This is a genomic window from Planosporangium spinosum (assembly GCF_049999945.1).
Classification (GTDB): Bacteria; Actinomycetota; Actinomycetes; order Mycobacteriales; family Micromonosporaceae; genus Planosporangium; species Planosporangium spinosum.
Genome location: NZ_JBLYUB010000043.1, coordinates 1 through 12695 on the forward strand (window position 1 = coordinate 1; position 12695 = coordinate 12695).

14 protein-coding genes and 2 pseudogenes are annotated in these 12695 nt (G+C 70.2%); 6 read left to right on the top strand and 10 right to left on the bottom strand.

Annotated features, from left to right (window positions below; all coding sequences use genetic code 11):
* Positions 1 to 119: 119 nt before the first annotated feature.
* On the bottom strand, positions 120 to 1049 hold the full coding sequence (locus ACNTMW_RS32430) for an SGNH/GDSL hydrolase family protein (RefSeq protein WP_426637855.1): 930 nt from the start codon (positions 1047 to 1049) through the stop codon (positions 120 to 122).
* A gap of 368 nt (positions 1050 to 1417) precedes the next feature.
* Between ACNTMW_RS32430 and ACNTMW_RS32435 the strand changes: the two genes are divergently transcribed.
* Positions 1418 to 1591: a hypothetical protein gene (locus ACNTMW_RS32435; RefSeq protein ID WP_426637856.1), complete on the top strand. Its 174-nt coding sequence runs from the start codon at positions 1418 to 1420 to the stop codon at positions 1589 to 1591.
* Between the two features lie 137 nt (positions 1592 to 1728).
* The gene (locus ACNTMW_RS32440) at positions 1729 to 1989 is read left to right on the top strand and encodes a hypothetical protein (RefSeq protein WP_426637857.1); all 261 of its coding nucleotides are present in this window, start codon (positions 1729 to 1731) and stop codon (positions 1987 to 1989) included.
* Positions 1990 to 2392: 403 nt separating this feature from the next.
* Here ACNTMW_RS32440 and ACNTMW_RS32445 read toward each other — a convergent pair.
* The 5 genes and pseudogenes from ACNTMW_RS32445 to ACNTMW_RS32465 all read right to left on the bottom strand — a co-directional run.
* Positions 2393 to 2528: pseudogene (locus ACNTMW_RS32445) on the bottom strand (IS5/IS1182 family transposase); the annotation flags it as partial.
* Positions 2529 to 2566: 38 nt separating this feature from the next.
* Complete coding sequence (pip, locus tag ACNTMW_RS32450) at positions 2567 to 3577, bottom strand: prolyl aminopeptidase (protein ID WP_426637858.1); 1011 nt, start codon at positions 3575 to 3577, stop codon at positions 2567 to 2569.
* 84 nt (positions 3578 to 3661) lie between these two features.
* Positions 3662 to 3895 (bottom strand): annotated as a pseudogene (locus tag ACNTMW_RS32455) (DUF6886 family protein); the annotation flags it as partial.
* Between the two features lie 100 nt (positions 3896 to 3995).
* Positions 3996 to 4520: a hypothetical protein gene (locus ACNTMW_RS32460; RefSeq protein WP_426637860.1), complete on the bottom strand. Its 525-nt coding sequence runs from the start codon at positions 4518 to 4520 to the stop codon at positions 3996 to 3998.
* A 147-nt stretch (positions 4521 to 4667) separates the two neighbouring features.
* The gene (locus ACNTMW_RS32465) at positions 4668 to 5687 is read right to left on the bottom strand and encodes an alpha/beta hydrolase-fold protein (RefSeq protein WP_426637862.1); all 1020 of its coding nucleotides are present in this window, start codon (positions 5685 to 5687) and stop codon (positions 4668 to 4670) included.
* A gap of 146 nt (positions 5688 to 5833) precedes the next feature.
* Between ACNTMW_RS32465 and ACNTMW_RS32470 the strand changes: the two genes are divergently transcribed.
* Both ACNTMW_RS32470 and ACNTMW_RS32475 read left to right on the top strand, forming a co-directional pair.
* A complete protein-coding gene (locus ACNTMW_RS32470) occupies positions 5834 to 7288 on the top strand; it encodes a diguanylate cyclase domain-containing protein (protein WP_426637864.1) in 1455 nt (484 codons plus the stop codon).
* Between the two features lie 47 nt (positions 7289 to 7335).
* Positions 7336 to 8430, top strand: a complete 1095-nt coding sequence (locus tag ACNTMW_RS32475) for a PLP-dependent cysteine synthase family protein (protein ID WP_426637865.1) — start codon at positions 7336 to 7338, stop codon at positions 8428 to 8430.
* A gap of 72 nt (positions 8431 to 8502) precedes the next feature.
* Here the strand turns inward: ACNTMW_RS32475 and ACNTMW_RS32480 are convergent, their stop codons facing one another.
* The gene (locus tag ACNTMW_RS32480; RefSeq protein ID WP_426637866.1) at positions 8503 to 8874 is read right to left on the bottom strand and encodes a TraR/DksA family transcriptional regulator; all 372 of its coding nucleotides are present in this window, start codon (positions 8872 to 8874) and stop codon (positions 8503 to 8505) included.
* Complete coding sequence (locus ACNTMW_RS32485; RefSeq protein ID WP_426637868.1) at positions 8871 to 9359, bottom strand: universal stress protein; 489 nt, start codon at positions 9357 to 9359, stop codon at positions 8871 to 8873. The genes ACNTMW_RS32480 and ACNTMW_RS32485 overlap by 4 nt, the downstream gene beginning before the upstream one ends.
* Positions 9360 to 9505: 146 nt before the next feature.
* Between ACNTMW_RS32485 and ACNTMW_RS32490 the strand changes: the two genes are divergently transcribed.
* Entirely contained in the window at positions 9506 to 10237 is a 732-nt protein-coding gene (locus ACNTMW_RS32490; RefSeq protein ID WP_426637870.1) for a DsbA family oxidoreductase, read from the top strand.
* Between the two features lie 65 nt (positions 10238 to 10302).
* On the opposite strand, the gene ACNTMW_RS32495 is transcribed toward ACNTMW_RS32490, so the two are convergent.
* Positions 10303 to 10779, bottom strand: a complete 477-nt coding sequence (locus tag ACNTMW_RS32495) for a VOC family protein (RefSeq protein ID WP_426637871.1) — start codon at positions 10777 to 10779, stop codon at positions 10303 to 10305.
* An 18-nt stretch (positions 10780 to 10797) separates the two neighbouring features.
* Between ACNTMW_RS32495 and ACNTMW_RS32500 the strand changes: the two genes are divergently transcribed.
* On the top strand, positions 10798 to 11646 hold the full coding sequence (locus ACNTMW_RS32500; protein WP_426637873.1) for a DUF6597 domain-containing transcriptional factor: 849 nt from the start codon (positions 10798 to 10800) through the stop codon (positions 11644 to 11646).
* Positions 11647 to 11721: 75 nt separating this feature from the next.
* Here the strand turns inward: ACNTMW_RS32500 and ACNTMW_RS32505 are convergent, their stop codons facing one another.
* Positions 11722 to 12582 carry a helix-turn-helix domain-containing protein gene (locus ACNTMW_RS32505; RefSeq protein WP_426637875.1) on the bottom strand — a complete coding sequence of 287 codons (861 nt, stop codon included), beginning with the start codon at positions 12580 to 12582 and terminating at the stop codon, positions 11722 to 11724.
* Between the last annotated feature and the right edge of the window lie 113 nt (positions 12583 to 12695).

Here is a 12695-nt window from a genome sequence, read left to right on the forward strand (position 1 = left end):
TACGGACGCCGCTGGGACGGCGACGACGGCGAATCGCCCGAGCCCAAACGGCCAGCCCGGCTCCTCACCGACCTGCCACCCATCCTGCCCTGGTGGGGACCACGCCAGCGAGGTTGAAATCAGCTCAGGGCGTCCGGGGTGATGGTCAGGTTGACCGGTAGATGCAGGGCATTGATCCAGGGCGTATTGCTGCCGCAGATGAGGTTGTTGGCGAACCACGGCGACGGGTCGAGGAAGGCGTAACCGGCAGCCAGCGCGCGGGCCCTGGTGACGGTGTTGAGCTGAGTTGCCAAGTTGTTCGCGGCGGTGCGGTTTTCGCGGGTCATGTTGAACGGTTGTTGGGTGAACGGGTTGGCGACGACGCAGTTCTCGACATTGGCAAACAGGACGGGATACCCGATCACGATCACCGTGGCTGAGGACGACTTCTTGGAATTGATCGAGTTGTAGAGGTTGGTCAGCCTGTCTGGAAGTACGGTCTGTGCCTGCGTGATGGCGGCGTCGATTGAGCTGACGCACGAGGTGGTGGCGGTGCAGTCCACGATCAGCTTCGCGAAGCCGACGTCGTTTCCTCCCGCCGAGACGGTGATCAGGTCTGTGGTGCTGGTGATGGCGCTCAGTTGACTGTTGATCACGCTGTCGGTGGTGGCGAGCTCGCAGGCGGGAAATGAGAACGTGCTGCCCGACAGGCTGTGCGCGTTGGCGAAGAGTTGGGGGAAGGCCTGGTTGCTCCGAAGGCAGTACACGCTGTTGAGGTCGAAGGTGGCAGGGTACCCCGTGGGCAGGTTGCCGACGCCTGCGGAGAATGAATCTCCCAGGGCGACGTAGTTGGTTACGGGTGGGTCCGCGGACGGGCCGCCGGTGGGGCTGTCGGCCCGAGCCGTCACTGACCATGCCAGTAGGGCCGCTGTTGTCGCGCCGAATATGATTCCCATTCCGGAGCGAAGAAGAATCGTGATCGGCGCTGCCATTTCGCGTAGTCGACTTCGCTTCCTCCGGTGGGCGGGCGCGGTCTTCTTCTGCGACGAACCAACCTCATGTTCTTCCACCGCTACCCCCTCGTGTCCCTGCAAAGTCGGTTGTGACCTTGAACTGTCGGGGTTCGGGTTGTGTGGCGCATTGCGATGCGAGCTGCGCCAACGGTATGGGGCTGGCTACTCCATTGGTACTAAGCCTGCGGTACCCCCACGAACGTGAGCTATTCGCCGAGGCGGTGCTCGGCTAGCGGAGTTACCGGTGCGCGGTAACCGGCGGTCACCAGCCGAAAGGTGAACCGGACTGGAAAATCATTCCGTTCGTTACATGAGTGCCCCGCTGTGCGTGCACTTTCGTGCTGAGCCTGGGTGGCCCGCCGCCCGGTCGGGGCGTAGGGCAGGTCCTGGTGTTACGTCGGGATGGACGCTGACGGCGGTACCGCGTGGCGACCGCTCGGGGCGTACTGCGACAGCCAGCCCAGGAACCGGTCGTGCAGGTCCCCGGCGGGTACGCCGCGCAGGTCGGCGCTGGCCTCGACCAGGGCGGCGCTCAGGACCAGGGCCAGGCTGACCGGGGTGTCGGCGTACTCGCCCAGGAGTTGGCGGCGCCTTGGTAGCGATGCGCCGCCGACCAGGGGCGCCTGTCATATAGCCAAACAGTATTGTTGTCCATTTGGCATAATCGGTTAAGAGCTGGTTGTGCCTAATCGAATCCGACCTCGTTTGGCCAAGGGTGGGATGCGAATATCGCGGCGTGTCGGACGACCTTGAATCCGCCATGCGCGCATACCGGGAGGCCCAAGCTGCCGTGGGCGATGCGCGGGCCCAGGCTGAGCGGTTGATCTCCGACGCCAAGGCTGAGGTGGACCACGCGCGCGAGCGGCTGGCTGCCGCCATTGTGGAGGCAGCCCGTAGCGGCGTGCGCCAGGTGGATATCGTGCGCAGGACCGGATACACCCGCGAGCGGGTGCGGCAGATCTGCCGCGCGGCCGGCGTGGAGGCTGACCAGGACTGAGGCTGACCAGGGCTGGGGTCAGTCCTGCCGACCATGGGGTTCGTGCGGCGCTGTTGCGGTTCCGCGGAGCGGTCGGCCGGAGCCGGTTCCCCGTAGATCTTGGAAAGTTGGGCGCCAATATTGGTGCCCAACTTTCCAAGATTGAATACGTGGACCAATGATCATGAGACGCACTGCCCGTTATGCGCGATTCGGCAGTCCTCATACTCATCGCCACCGTCCGACGGCTCCGGTTGTCGGCGAGACGGGTCTCGGCCCTGTCGCTCTCGGGTCTGACGATCAAGCGCCAGGTCCAAACCGGAGTGGGAAGGCAAGGGCTCCTGACCTCCGCCAAGGCTGCCGACTTCCCGTAGGTCGTTAGGCGGGCGGGTGGCTTGCCGTGGGAATTTCCAGTGAGCCATTTTCATCGTGCGTAGCGGTCGGCTTCGACGTGGTGTAGGACGAGGATGACCTGCACGATCGCGGTGGCGCGGCAGGGGGCAGCAGCGCAGGCCGGCCAGGATCTTCCAGCCTTTGAGGGTGGCAACGGCGCGTTGTCGTACGGCCGCACCGCCCTTGCCGTACCCGCGTCGGTGCGTCAGTACCTGTGTCCGGAGTTCGGTTCGGTGATCGCCGCGTACAGCTTGTCGCCGGCGGCGTGCTGCGCCTCCCGCATCGCGTCGCTGCCGGTGTGTCCGGAGTCGTCGACGACGACGAGTTCGGCGCCGGGCCAGGCGCGTGCGAGTTCCCAGGCGGTGATCACCGGGCCACCGAGGTCACCGCGTCCGTGGATCAGGATGCCGGGGATGCCGGCCAGCCTGCCCGCCTCGCGGATGAGTACGCCGTCGTCGAGGAAGCCGCCATTGGCGTAGTAGTGCGCGCAGATCCGTGCGAAGGCGAGCTTCGCGTCGTCCGGGCGGTTGCCGTACTGGCCCGGATTGCCGTTGCCCTCCATCGAGATGACCGCGTCCTCCCAGGCCAGCCACTCGGCCGCGGTCCGGGCCCGGACGTCGGGGTCGGGATTCTCCATGAGCCGGGAGTACGCCGTCAGCAGGCCCTCGATCGGCGGTTCGGTGTCCGTCGGCAGCCGGTATTGCCCGGCCCCGACGAAGTCACGGAACCGCGCCCACGCCTCGGGGAACATCCGCCCGGCACCCCGGTACAGCCAGTCCAGTTCGGACCGCCGGCACGACGTGATGCTGACCAGGAGCATGCCGGAGACACGGTCCGGGTGGCGCTGCGCGTACGCCAGCGACAGCGTCACGCCCCACGACCCGCCGTACAGCATCCACCGGGGTACGCCCAAGCGCTCGCGCAACCGCTCCATGTCGCCGAGCAGGTGTGCGGTGGTGTTGCGGCTCATGTCGGCGGCGGGGTCGCTCGCGTGGGGCGTACTCCGGCCGCAGTTGCGCTGGTCGAACAGGATGATCCGGTACCGGTCCGGGTTGAACGACCTGCGTGCACCGGTCGAGCACCCGGCACCCGGGCCGCCGTGCACGACGAGGACGGGCACGCCGTCCGGGTTGCCGCAGGTCTCCCAGTAGACGGAGTTCCCGTCGTCGGTGTCCAGCATGCCGGTCTCGTACGGCTCGATCGGCGGGTACGCCATGCGAGCTCCTCGTTCCATCGTTCGCCGCAAATATTCGGTTCCGGTCATCCAGCCATGGCGGTCACGGGCGCGGGGCGGCATTCCTCAGCCGGATGCCACTGAAGCCGAGCGTGCGATCGATATCGCCTCCAGCCAACGGTGCTCGACAGTGTGTACCCGCTCACCTCCGCCCGGCCCGAGGATACGGTCCCGGCCGGTCTGCGACGAGGTCCCGGTCGTCCACACCATCGCCCGTGGGTAGTCCCATGGGAACCAGTAGTTCGGCGCCGAACCCCGTCGACCACCCCACGCGTACGCCTCGGGCTGCGCGGCGGTGGCCGCGACATGGGTGCGAAGCGGGTGATCGTGGGATCTTCCGAGAGGTACGGGACCTGTCCGGGCTCCGGGCGAAGCCTCCCCCTTGTGGCGAACGGTGCCGTCACTGCTCGTGTATCGGCTGCTTCGTCGCCGCGTCCTCTTCGTGGATCAAGGCGGTCACGAAGGCGGCGAACTCATCGATGTAGTGGCTCTCGACCGCCCGCCACACCGTCCTGAACTCGGTTGTCGCCACGTCGGTCTCGATAACGTTCTTCCAGGCGCCCCATGCGTTCTCTGCCAGGTGGCCGGACTGGTGCGACGTGAAGATCGCCTCATGCACGTCCATCCGGACGTACATGAACATGTGGCGTAGGTTCTCGTCGTGGGATCCGACCGGAATTCCCCGCGACGACAGGAACCAGTCGAGGAGGTCCTTGTTCGCCCCGAAAAGAACCGTATTGAAGTTGGCGCCGTAGGTGGTGAGCTGGCGATATGACTCTTGTTGGAGAATTGAGCTGGAGAGCTGGACCTGCTTTGATGCCTCGCTGGCCTGCCTGCCCGTTTCGCGCGCTTGCCAGTAGTTGAGAAACAGTGCTGTCGCTACCGCCCCCAGTGAAACAATCTGCAGAACGTCCGCCAGCTTCACACCGTCTCCCATGGCGCCGCTCGACAACCGGTGACGCGATGCAATAAACCATGGAATATTAAGCGCTGTCAATCATGAGTGAATTATTTCGGATTGCTGCAAGAAAGCGGGTACGACCTCAGTTCCGGCGAAACTGAGCGGATCTTGTCAGGGGGAGACGGATCCGTACCGGCGGGCCGCCGTCGGATCGCGTCGCACCATCTCGGTCAGCTCCGGTTCCATCAGGACGCGCATCGCGGTCGGGCCGGTGACGCCGAACGCGTCGAGATCGGGCGGGGGGCCCTGGCGCCCACCGGCCGCCCAGGCGAGCCAGGCGGCTTCGAGTTCCCGGTCGGCCGCCGTCCTGTCCTCGCCCGCCTGCGCCCGCTGCACCGCACCGAGGAACGCCAACGCGGCGCGCGGCGCGGCCACGGCCTCCGGCCCGAGGTGGTCGGCGCCGAAGACGAGGTGGTACTCGTGGCCGATGTCGAGATCCCACAGCGCGCGGTGGAGTTGTTCGGTGCCGTCGTGCAGGTGGAACATGTCCCGGTCGCCGCAGCGCAGGAAGATGGGCAGCTCGCTCGCGCGGATCGCGTCGGCGTTGGCCCGCAGCCGGTGCAGGACGCTGTTGGCGGCGAACCGGCGAGGGTCGGTGCCGTCGCCGGCCATCTCCCTGCCGAACTGCGCGAGCACGCTCAGGGTGTTGCGCGGTCGCAGATCCTGCGGAGCGTCCGCGGGTAGCAGCGCGGGGGCGATCGCGGCGACCGCCTGCCAGCGCGCCGGCTCCGCGAAGACGATCTTGAGTGCCCCGTAGCCGCCCATCGAGGAGCCCATCAGCAAGATGCGGTCCGGGTCGATGCGGTACCGCTGTTCGAGCAGCCGGGGAAACGCCGTGGCGATCAGGCTCTCCCACGAGCCGCCCTCGGGGCGGTCGATGTAGAAGCCGCCGACCGTGGGTGTCGAGGCGCAGGCGACGACCGACCGGGTCAGCGACCCGTCCCGCCACATGCCGTCGATGACCGGCTGGAGCCGGGCGAGCAGGTCGCTGGACGAGTTCGCGCCGTGCAGGAGCAGGATCAGCGGCAGCCGCTCGTCGGTCGTCCACCCGCCCGGTAGGACGACGGTATAGGCGACGTCGTCCGGGACGAGCGGGTCTCGGATGACATCCCGCACGAGGCTGCTGTCCATGCCCGCCAACCTGCCACGGGGAAAGATCGGTGAGCAAACCGATTAGTACGGCGCCGGGCGGATGACCGGTCCCGCGCCCGTCAGGTACGCGGCGCCCGGTCCGGCGTTGTCCTCACGTCGACCGGTGGTCGGCCGATGACCGGTACGTGGGCTCCGCCGCCGGCAGCCGCCGGGTTCTCACGTGGTACGTCATCGTGTCGCTCGGTGCGACCCTGGCGTACCCGGCGCTGCCCGTCGCGATCCGCCCGACCGCGTACCTGCTGATCGCCCTGACCCCGATCCTGCCGGTCGGCATCAGCCTCGTGAACACACCGAAGCCGCACCGGCGGGCGGCCCGGCTGTTCATCACCGCGCTGCTCGTGCTCGGCGCGGGCAACACGATCAACGCCGTCTCGATCGCCGGCAGCGGCGTCCGCAGCGGGACGGCCCAGTTGACCATCACCGTTGGCCACGTACTCCTGCTGCTCAGCGCCTTGTTGCTGGTCCGACAGCACGGGCGCGACGACGTCGGCGGGGTCATCGACATGGCGGTGGTCGCGATCGCCGGCGTGGGCGTGCTCTGGACGATCCTGCTCCACCCACGGCTGACCGAGCTCGGCGTGCACCTCGGCGGTCAGGCCTCCCTGCTGACCATCACCATGTCGCTCAGCGGGATCCTGGGCGCGCTGCTGCGCCTGGAACTCGTCAGCCGGCAGCCGCTCCTGGCGCTGCGCCTGTTCATGGGCGTCCTGCTGCTGTCCGTCGTGGGTAACCTCGGGCTCGCGTTGACCGGCAGTTTCGTCAAGGTCCACCGGCCGCCGTGGCTGGACGTGGTGTTCCTGCTGTCGTACGTGATCATGGGGGTCGCCGCGTCGCACCGGTCGATGGTCACGCTGCTGATGCCGGGGCCGACCGTCGAGGACCGGCTCAGCGTGCTCCATCTGGTCTTCCTCGGCGTGGCGCTCGGCATCAACCCGGTCGTGGCCGGCTTCCAGCAGGCGCTCGGCCTGTCACCGAACGCGTCCCTGCTGGCCATCGTCACCGCCGCCATCGTGCCGCTGGTGATGGTGCGGATCGGCTGGCTGTCCGCCCAGCGGCTGCGGGCCGAGCGGGCGCTCGGTCACCAGGCCACCCACGACCCGCTGACCGGTCTGCCCAACCGGGTCGAGTTCCTGGCCCGGCTGACCACCGCGCTGGGCGCCGGGGCCGGTACCGGGCGGCCGGTCCTGCTCTTCTGCGACCTCGACGGCTTCAAAGCGGTCAACGACCGGTTCGGCCATGTCGTCGGTGACGAACTCCTGCGACGGGTCGCCGGCCGGCTGGTCGGCTGCCTGCGGGACGGGGACACGCTGGCCCGGTACGGCGGCGACGAGTTCGTCATCCTGTGCCCGTCGGCCGTGACGGCGGGCGTCGTGGACCACATCTGTCAGCGCATCGAGCAGGCGCTGTCCACGCCGTTCGACCTCGCCGGCGAAGCGGTCCGCATCGGCGTGAGCGTGGGAGCGGTCACCGCCGTACCCGGCATGGACGCCGACGACGTCGTGCGCCGGGCCGACGAGGCGATGTACGTGGCCAAACGCAACCGGGACGCCGGGACGTCCGTGTCGCTGCGGGGCGCGTAGCCGGCACCGGGCGAATCCTGTCGCCGCCCGCGGCTACAGTGCACCGCATGAACGTCGGCGGCGGGGCGTCACGGGCATGGGCGGCGGAGGCGATCGGGCGACTCGACCGGGAGGCCGGGGACGCCGGGCGCACGCCGTTGCGTACGTTTCCGCTCCCGCCGGAGTGGGGCATCACGCTCCGGTTCAAAGACGAGTCGGCGCACCCTACCGGCAGCCTCAAGCACCGCGCCGCGCGCGCCATGTTCCGGTACGCCATCGCCGCCGGCCGGGTCACCGAGGGCACCACCGTGGTCGAGGCCACCGGCGGCACCGCGGCGGTGGCCCAGGCGTACTTCGCGCGCCTGCTCGGCCTGCCGTACCTGGCGGTGATGCCGGGAGCGCCGAGTCCCGGTCGCGCCGCACCGGTGGAACGGCTCGGCGGCCGGTGCCGGTTCGTCAGCCCGCCGCTGGCCATCTACGAGGAGGCCGCGCGGATCGCGGCCGAGAACGGCGGCCACTACCTCGACCAGTTCACCTGGGCCGAGCGGACCGTCGACTGGCGCGGACCCGGACTGGCCGAGGAGCTGTTCGACCAGCTCGCCGACCTCGACGCGGGGGAACCGGCGTGGCTCGTGGTCGGCGCGGGTACCGGCGCCACGTCGGCCGCGCTGGGGCGGTATCTGCGGTACCACGGCCACGCGACCCGGCTCGCCGTCGTGGACCCGGAGAACTCGGCGTACTTTGCCGGCTGGGCGACCGGCGCCGCCGACTACGCCACCGGCGCGCCGTCGCGGATCGAGGGCATCGGCCGGCCACGGATGGAGCCCGGCTTCCGGCCGGAGTTGGTCGACGTGGTGATCCCGGTGCCCGACGCGGCGAGCGTGGCCGGCGCCCGTACGGTTCGCGGGGTCACCGGGCAGCCGGTCGGTGGCTCCACGGGTACCAATCTGTGGGGTGCCCTCGAACTCGTGGCCCGCATGCGCCGGGACGGGGAGACGGGCAGCATCGTCACGCTGATCGGTGACGCGTCGCCCCGTCACCTGCGCACCTACCACGACGACCGGTGGGCCGGGGAGAAGGGGCTGGTGGACGTGGCGGCGTTCGACGCCGCGATCCGGGAGTTCCGCGCCGGTGGCGACTGGCGGTCGACGAACCGGCCCTGACGGTGGCGGGCGGCTGACGGTGGCGGGCGGCCGCGTAGCCGTCAGCGGCGGCGGATGGACGCGCAGCCGCCGCTAACGGCGGCGGGCTGAGGCGCAGGTGATGCAGGTCCGTGCCGCCGGGCGCGCCGCCAGGCGCTCCGCCGCGATCGGCTGCCCACAGTGCTCGCACACGCCGTAGGTGCCCGCGTCGAGTTGCTCGACCGCCCGGTCCAGGTCGGCGAGGCGTTCCCGGGCCCGACCGAGCAGCGCCGCGACCTGGGCCCGCTCGAACGCGATGGTCGCGCCCTCCGGATCGTGCTCGTCGTCGGTCGCCACCGAGGTGGACGCGTCGATGATGTCCTGCAGGTCCCGGGTCAACGCACCGATCTCGTCCGTGGTGCTCGCCCGCGCGGCGGCGAGCGCGCTCCGCAGTTCGTGCCGATCGTGCGGCGGGAGCGCGGTCATCGCGCCGGGGCCTGGTCGCGGACCACCAGTACCGGGCGGTGCGCCCGCCGGATCACGTCCTGTGACGTACTGCCGAGCAGCAGCTCACTGATGGTGCGGTGGCCGTGGGCTCCGACGATGATGGCCGGGCTGTCGTTCTCCCGGGCCAACCGGATGAGCGTGTCGGCCACCGTCCCCTCGTCGGCGACGACCATGCTCTTCGCGTCGAGGCCGGCGTCGCGGGCGAGCACCTCGCCGTACCGGGCCGTGCGCCGTGCGGCCTCGTACATCGCCTGGTCGAGCACGAAGCCGGTGCGCAGGTCGAGGACGGCCGGCGGTTCTTCCAGGGCCCGGATGGGCAGCGTCGCCAGTTCGAAGGCGCGGCCCGCCTCCCAGACCACGACGACGAGCGCCGGGTGCGGGGCGAGCAGGGCGGCCGCCTCGCGCAGGGCGTGCTCGGCGGCGGGCGAGCCGTCGAAGCCGATGATCACGGGACGAGAACTCATGGCAATTGTCACGGTACGCCTGATCGGGTGGGGCCGCGCCCGACGGCACCCTTGCGCGGCCAATGGGGTGGCACTCTTGTGTGACCCTGTCGGGCGGCGCCCGGTCCACGCTATGGTTGAGACCTCAACAACTGGAAGGCCCTCACGTGATCACCGTTGAGATCTGGTCCGACGTCGTCTGCCCGTGGTGCTACATCGGCAAGCGTCGCTTCGAACAGGCGCTGGCGACGTTCGAAGGCGACGTGGAGGTCGTGTGGCGCAGCTTCCAGCTCGACCCCGAGGCTCCGGCGCGTGAGGAGGGCGGGTTCGCCGAGTCGTTCGCGGCCCGCAAGGGGTTCGGGGTGGACCAGGTCCGCGCCATGTTCGCCAACGTGACCGAGGTCGCCGCCGGTGAGGGACTGGCGTACGACTTCGACCGGGTACGCGGCACCAACACGTTCGACGCGCACCGGCTCCTGCACTTCGCCGCGGCCCACGGTCGGCAGGGTGAGCTGAAGGAGCGGCTGCTGCGGGCGTACTTCACCGAGGGCGAGCAGCTCGGTGATCCCGAGGTCCTCGCCCGGCTCGCGGCCGAGGTCGGTCTCGACGCGGAGCAGGCCCGGCGGGCGCTCGACGGCGGCGCGCACGCCGACGACGTGCGCGCCGACATCGACACGGCGCGGGCGTTCGGCGTCACCGGGGTGCCGTTCTTCGTCTTCGACCGGCGGATCGGGGTGTCCGGCGCCCAATCCACCGAGGTCTTCACGCGCGCGCTGGAGATGGCGCGGGAGCAGACCGCGGACGGTTCGTCCGGGGCCGGCGCGGCGCCGGGAGCGTCCACGGCGGACCCCCACGGCGCCGCCGGCCACGCCTGCGACGACGACCACTGCGCCGTCTGACCTCGGCGCAGACCGCCCGGCCCCGGCGTAGCCGGTCCGGCCTCGGGCAGGCCATCCGCGTCGGCTCAGCTCTCCTGAGTGGCCGCCCACGCCCGTGCGGCGGCCTCGATCTCCTGCGCCGGTACGTCCCGGTCGTGGCGGGCCACGCACCAGCGGATACCGAACGGGCAGCGCACGACGCCCATCCGGTCGCCGGAGAACGCGTCCTGCACCGGCGTCATCACGGTCGCCCCGGCGGCCACGAGCCGGTCGAAGACCGCGTCGACGTCCGCGGTCCAGTACGTGATCGTGAAGTTGTTGCCCTCCGCCGGCGGTGGGAGGAGCCCGTACGAGGGGGACGCCTCGCCCAGTTCGAACACGCAGTCGCCCAGCCGAATCGCGGCGTGCATCACCGTGCCGTCCGGCATCGTCGCCCGGGTCAGCACCTCGGCGCCCAGGGTCTCGGTGTAGAACTCGATGGCCTTCGCACAGTCGTTCACCGCGAAGTAGGTCACCAGGCGCTGGCTGCCGGGCGGGGCGACGCTCTGAGAATTGTCGGTCATGGGGTCCATGCTGGTGGCGTGGACGACGGGCGGCTTGGACAAACGCGACAGATCGCGACGACCAGTGAGTACGGCATTCTCGGCGTCCGGGACGTGGACTTCTACCTCGACCGGATGCCCGCCTCCGCCGACCTCGCAGACCTGGTCGAGCGTCACTGGCTGGTCCGTTGGGAGCTGCCCGAGGGGCGGCGCGCCTCGGTGACCCTGCTCCCGCACCCCTGCGTCAATCTCGTCTTCGACCGGGGCCACGTGGCGATCGCCGGGGTCGGCCGGGAGCGCTTCACCTATCGGTACGAGGGTCGCGGCCGGGTGTTCGGGGTGAAGTTCCGCCCCGGCGGGTTCCTGCCGTTCCTGGGCGGCCCGGTGTCCCCGCTCACCGGACAGACCTGGCCACTCGCCACCCTGTGGGGCGCCGACGCGGCGCGGCGCCTGGCCGACGAGCTGGCTCGCGCCGCCGGCCTGGACGAGCTGGTCGAGGTCGCCGAGCGGCACCTGCGCGCGCACCGGCCGGCGCCGGACCGCGAGGTCACCCGCGTCGGCCGGATCGTCCACGCGCTGCTGCACGACCGGTCGGTGCGCCGGGTCGACGACGTGTGTGTCCGGTTCGGCCTGTCGGCGCGCTCGCTCCAGCGGCTCTTCCAGCGGTACGTGGGGGTCAGCCCCAAGTGGGTGCTCCAGCGCTACCGCCTGCACGAGGCGGCGGCCCGGCTCGCCGACGGCACCAGCGGCACCTGGGCGGAGGTTGCCGTGGAACTGGGCTACTTCGACCAGTCGCACTTCATCCGCGACTTCAGCCGGGCCGTCGGCATGACCCCGGTGGCGTATGCGGACGCGTGCGTCCGCCGGCAGGCGCCGGTGAGCGCCTGACGCACCCGGAGCCGGGCGCGGTGCCGCCCAGTCATGCGTGCATGACTGGGCGGTGGAGAGGCGTCCGCGGGCGCTTCAGGAGGCCGGATCTCCCAGGTACCGATCGAGGTCCGCGGCGATCGACCGTAGGTACCGGATCGACTCGGTACCCGGCAGTGCCGCGCTCCACAGTGACGCGAACAGGTCCGTGTAGCGCCGGATGTCGTCCGGCGCGGCGAAGTACGCGGCCGCGGTCGGCGACTCGACGCACGCCACCGGCCGGCTCTGCGGGTGGTGGAAGTCGTACAGGGTGAAGCCGACGGCGCACAAGCCGCCCGCCGGCCGGCCGACGGGGACGATCCGCAGGTCCAGTCGGGGCAACCGCTGCGCCCGGACGGCCAGCGAGAGGATCTGGTCGTGGATCACGTCCACCGGCGCCACCGCGGACAGCAGGGCCCGGGCGTCGAGGACGAGGTCGTACCGCGGCCCGTTGGCCGCGGTGAGGATCTCCTGGTGGCGCATCCACGCCTCCGCCAGGGCGTCCGGGTCGTCGGTGCCGGACACCGCGAGGGCCCTCCGGGCGTACTCGCGGGTCTGGAGCAGGCCGGGCAGGACCGCCGGTTGGTACTCGCGGAGCCTGGCCGTCACCGGTTCCGGTCCGGTGGCCGGGCCCCGGCGCGGCCGGGGGCCGGAGGTACGGACCAGCCAGGCGCCTTCACCGTTGCCGGTGGCGGTTGCGCCCAGCAGTTCGGCCCGGAGGTCGTCGCCGCTCCCGTACACCTCGAGCAGGTCGGCGATGTCCCGTACCGCCACGGCGTGCCGGCCGGCCTCGATCCGGGACACCTTGGACTGCGACCAGCCGAGCGTACCGGCCACCTGGTCGCCGGACAGGCCGGCGAGCACCCGCAGGCGGCGCAGGTGTGCGCCGACCCGTACCCGTTGAGCGGTAGCGTCCACCGGCACCGCACCCCTCCACTCATGCGTGCATGAATGGGTCCAGACTAATCCCGATTTCTCCTTAAAAGGGACTATTCGCCGCGACGCGCCGGTCTCGTCGCGGTGCACCGGGT

Excerpts from the sequence above, each read along its gene's own strand:
- ACNTMW_RS32485 (WP_426637868.1), bottom strand. The coding sequence starts at position 9,359 with ATGAGTTCTCGTCCCGTGATCATCGGCTTCGACGGCTCGCCCGCCGCC.
- ACNTMW_RS32495 (WP_426637871.1), bottom strand. The coding sequence starts at position 10,779 with ATGACCGACAATTCTCAGAGCGTCGCCCCGCCCGGCAGCCAGCGCCTG.
- pip (WP_426637858.1), bottom strand. The coding sequence starts at position 3,577 with ATGGCGTACCCGCCGATCGAGCCGTACGAGACCGGCATGCTGGACACC.
- ACNTMW_RS32480 (WP_426637866.1), bottom strand. The coding sequence starts at position 8,874 with ATGACCGCGCTCCCGCCGCACGATCGGCACGAACTGCGGAGCGCGCTC.
- ACNTMW_RS32475 (WP_426637865.1), top strand. The coding sequence starts at position 7,336 with ATGAACGTCGGCGGCGGGGCGTCACGGGCATGGGCGGCGGAGGCGATC.
- ACNTMW_RS32465 (WP_426637862.1), bottom strand. The coding sequence starts at position 5,687 with ATGGACAGCAGCCTCGTGCGGGATGTCATCCGAGACCCGCTCGTCCCG.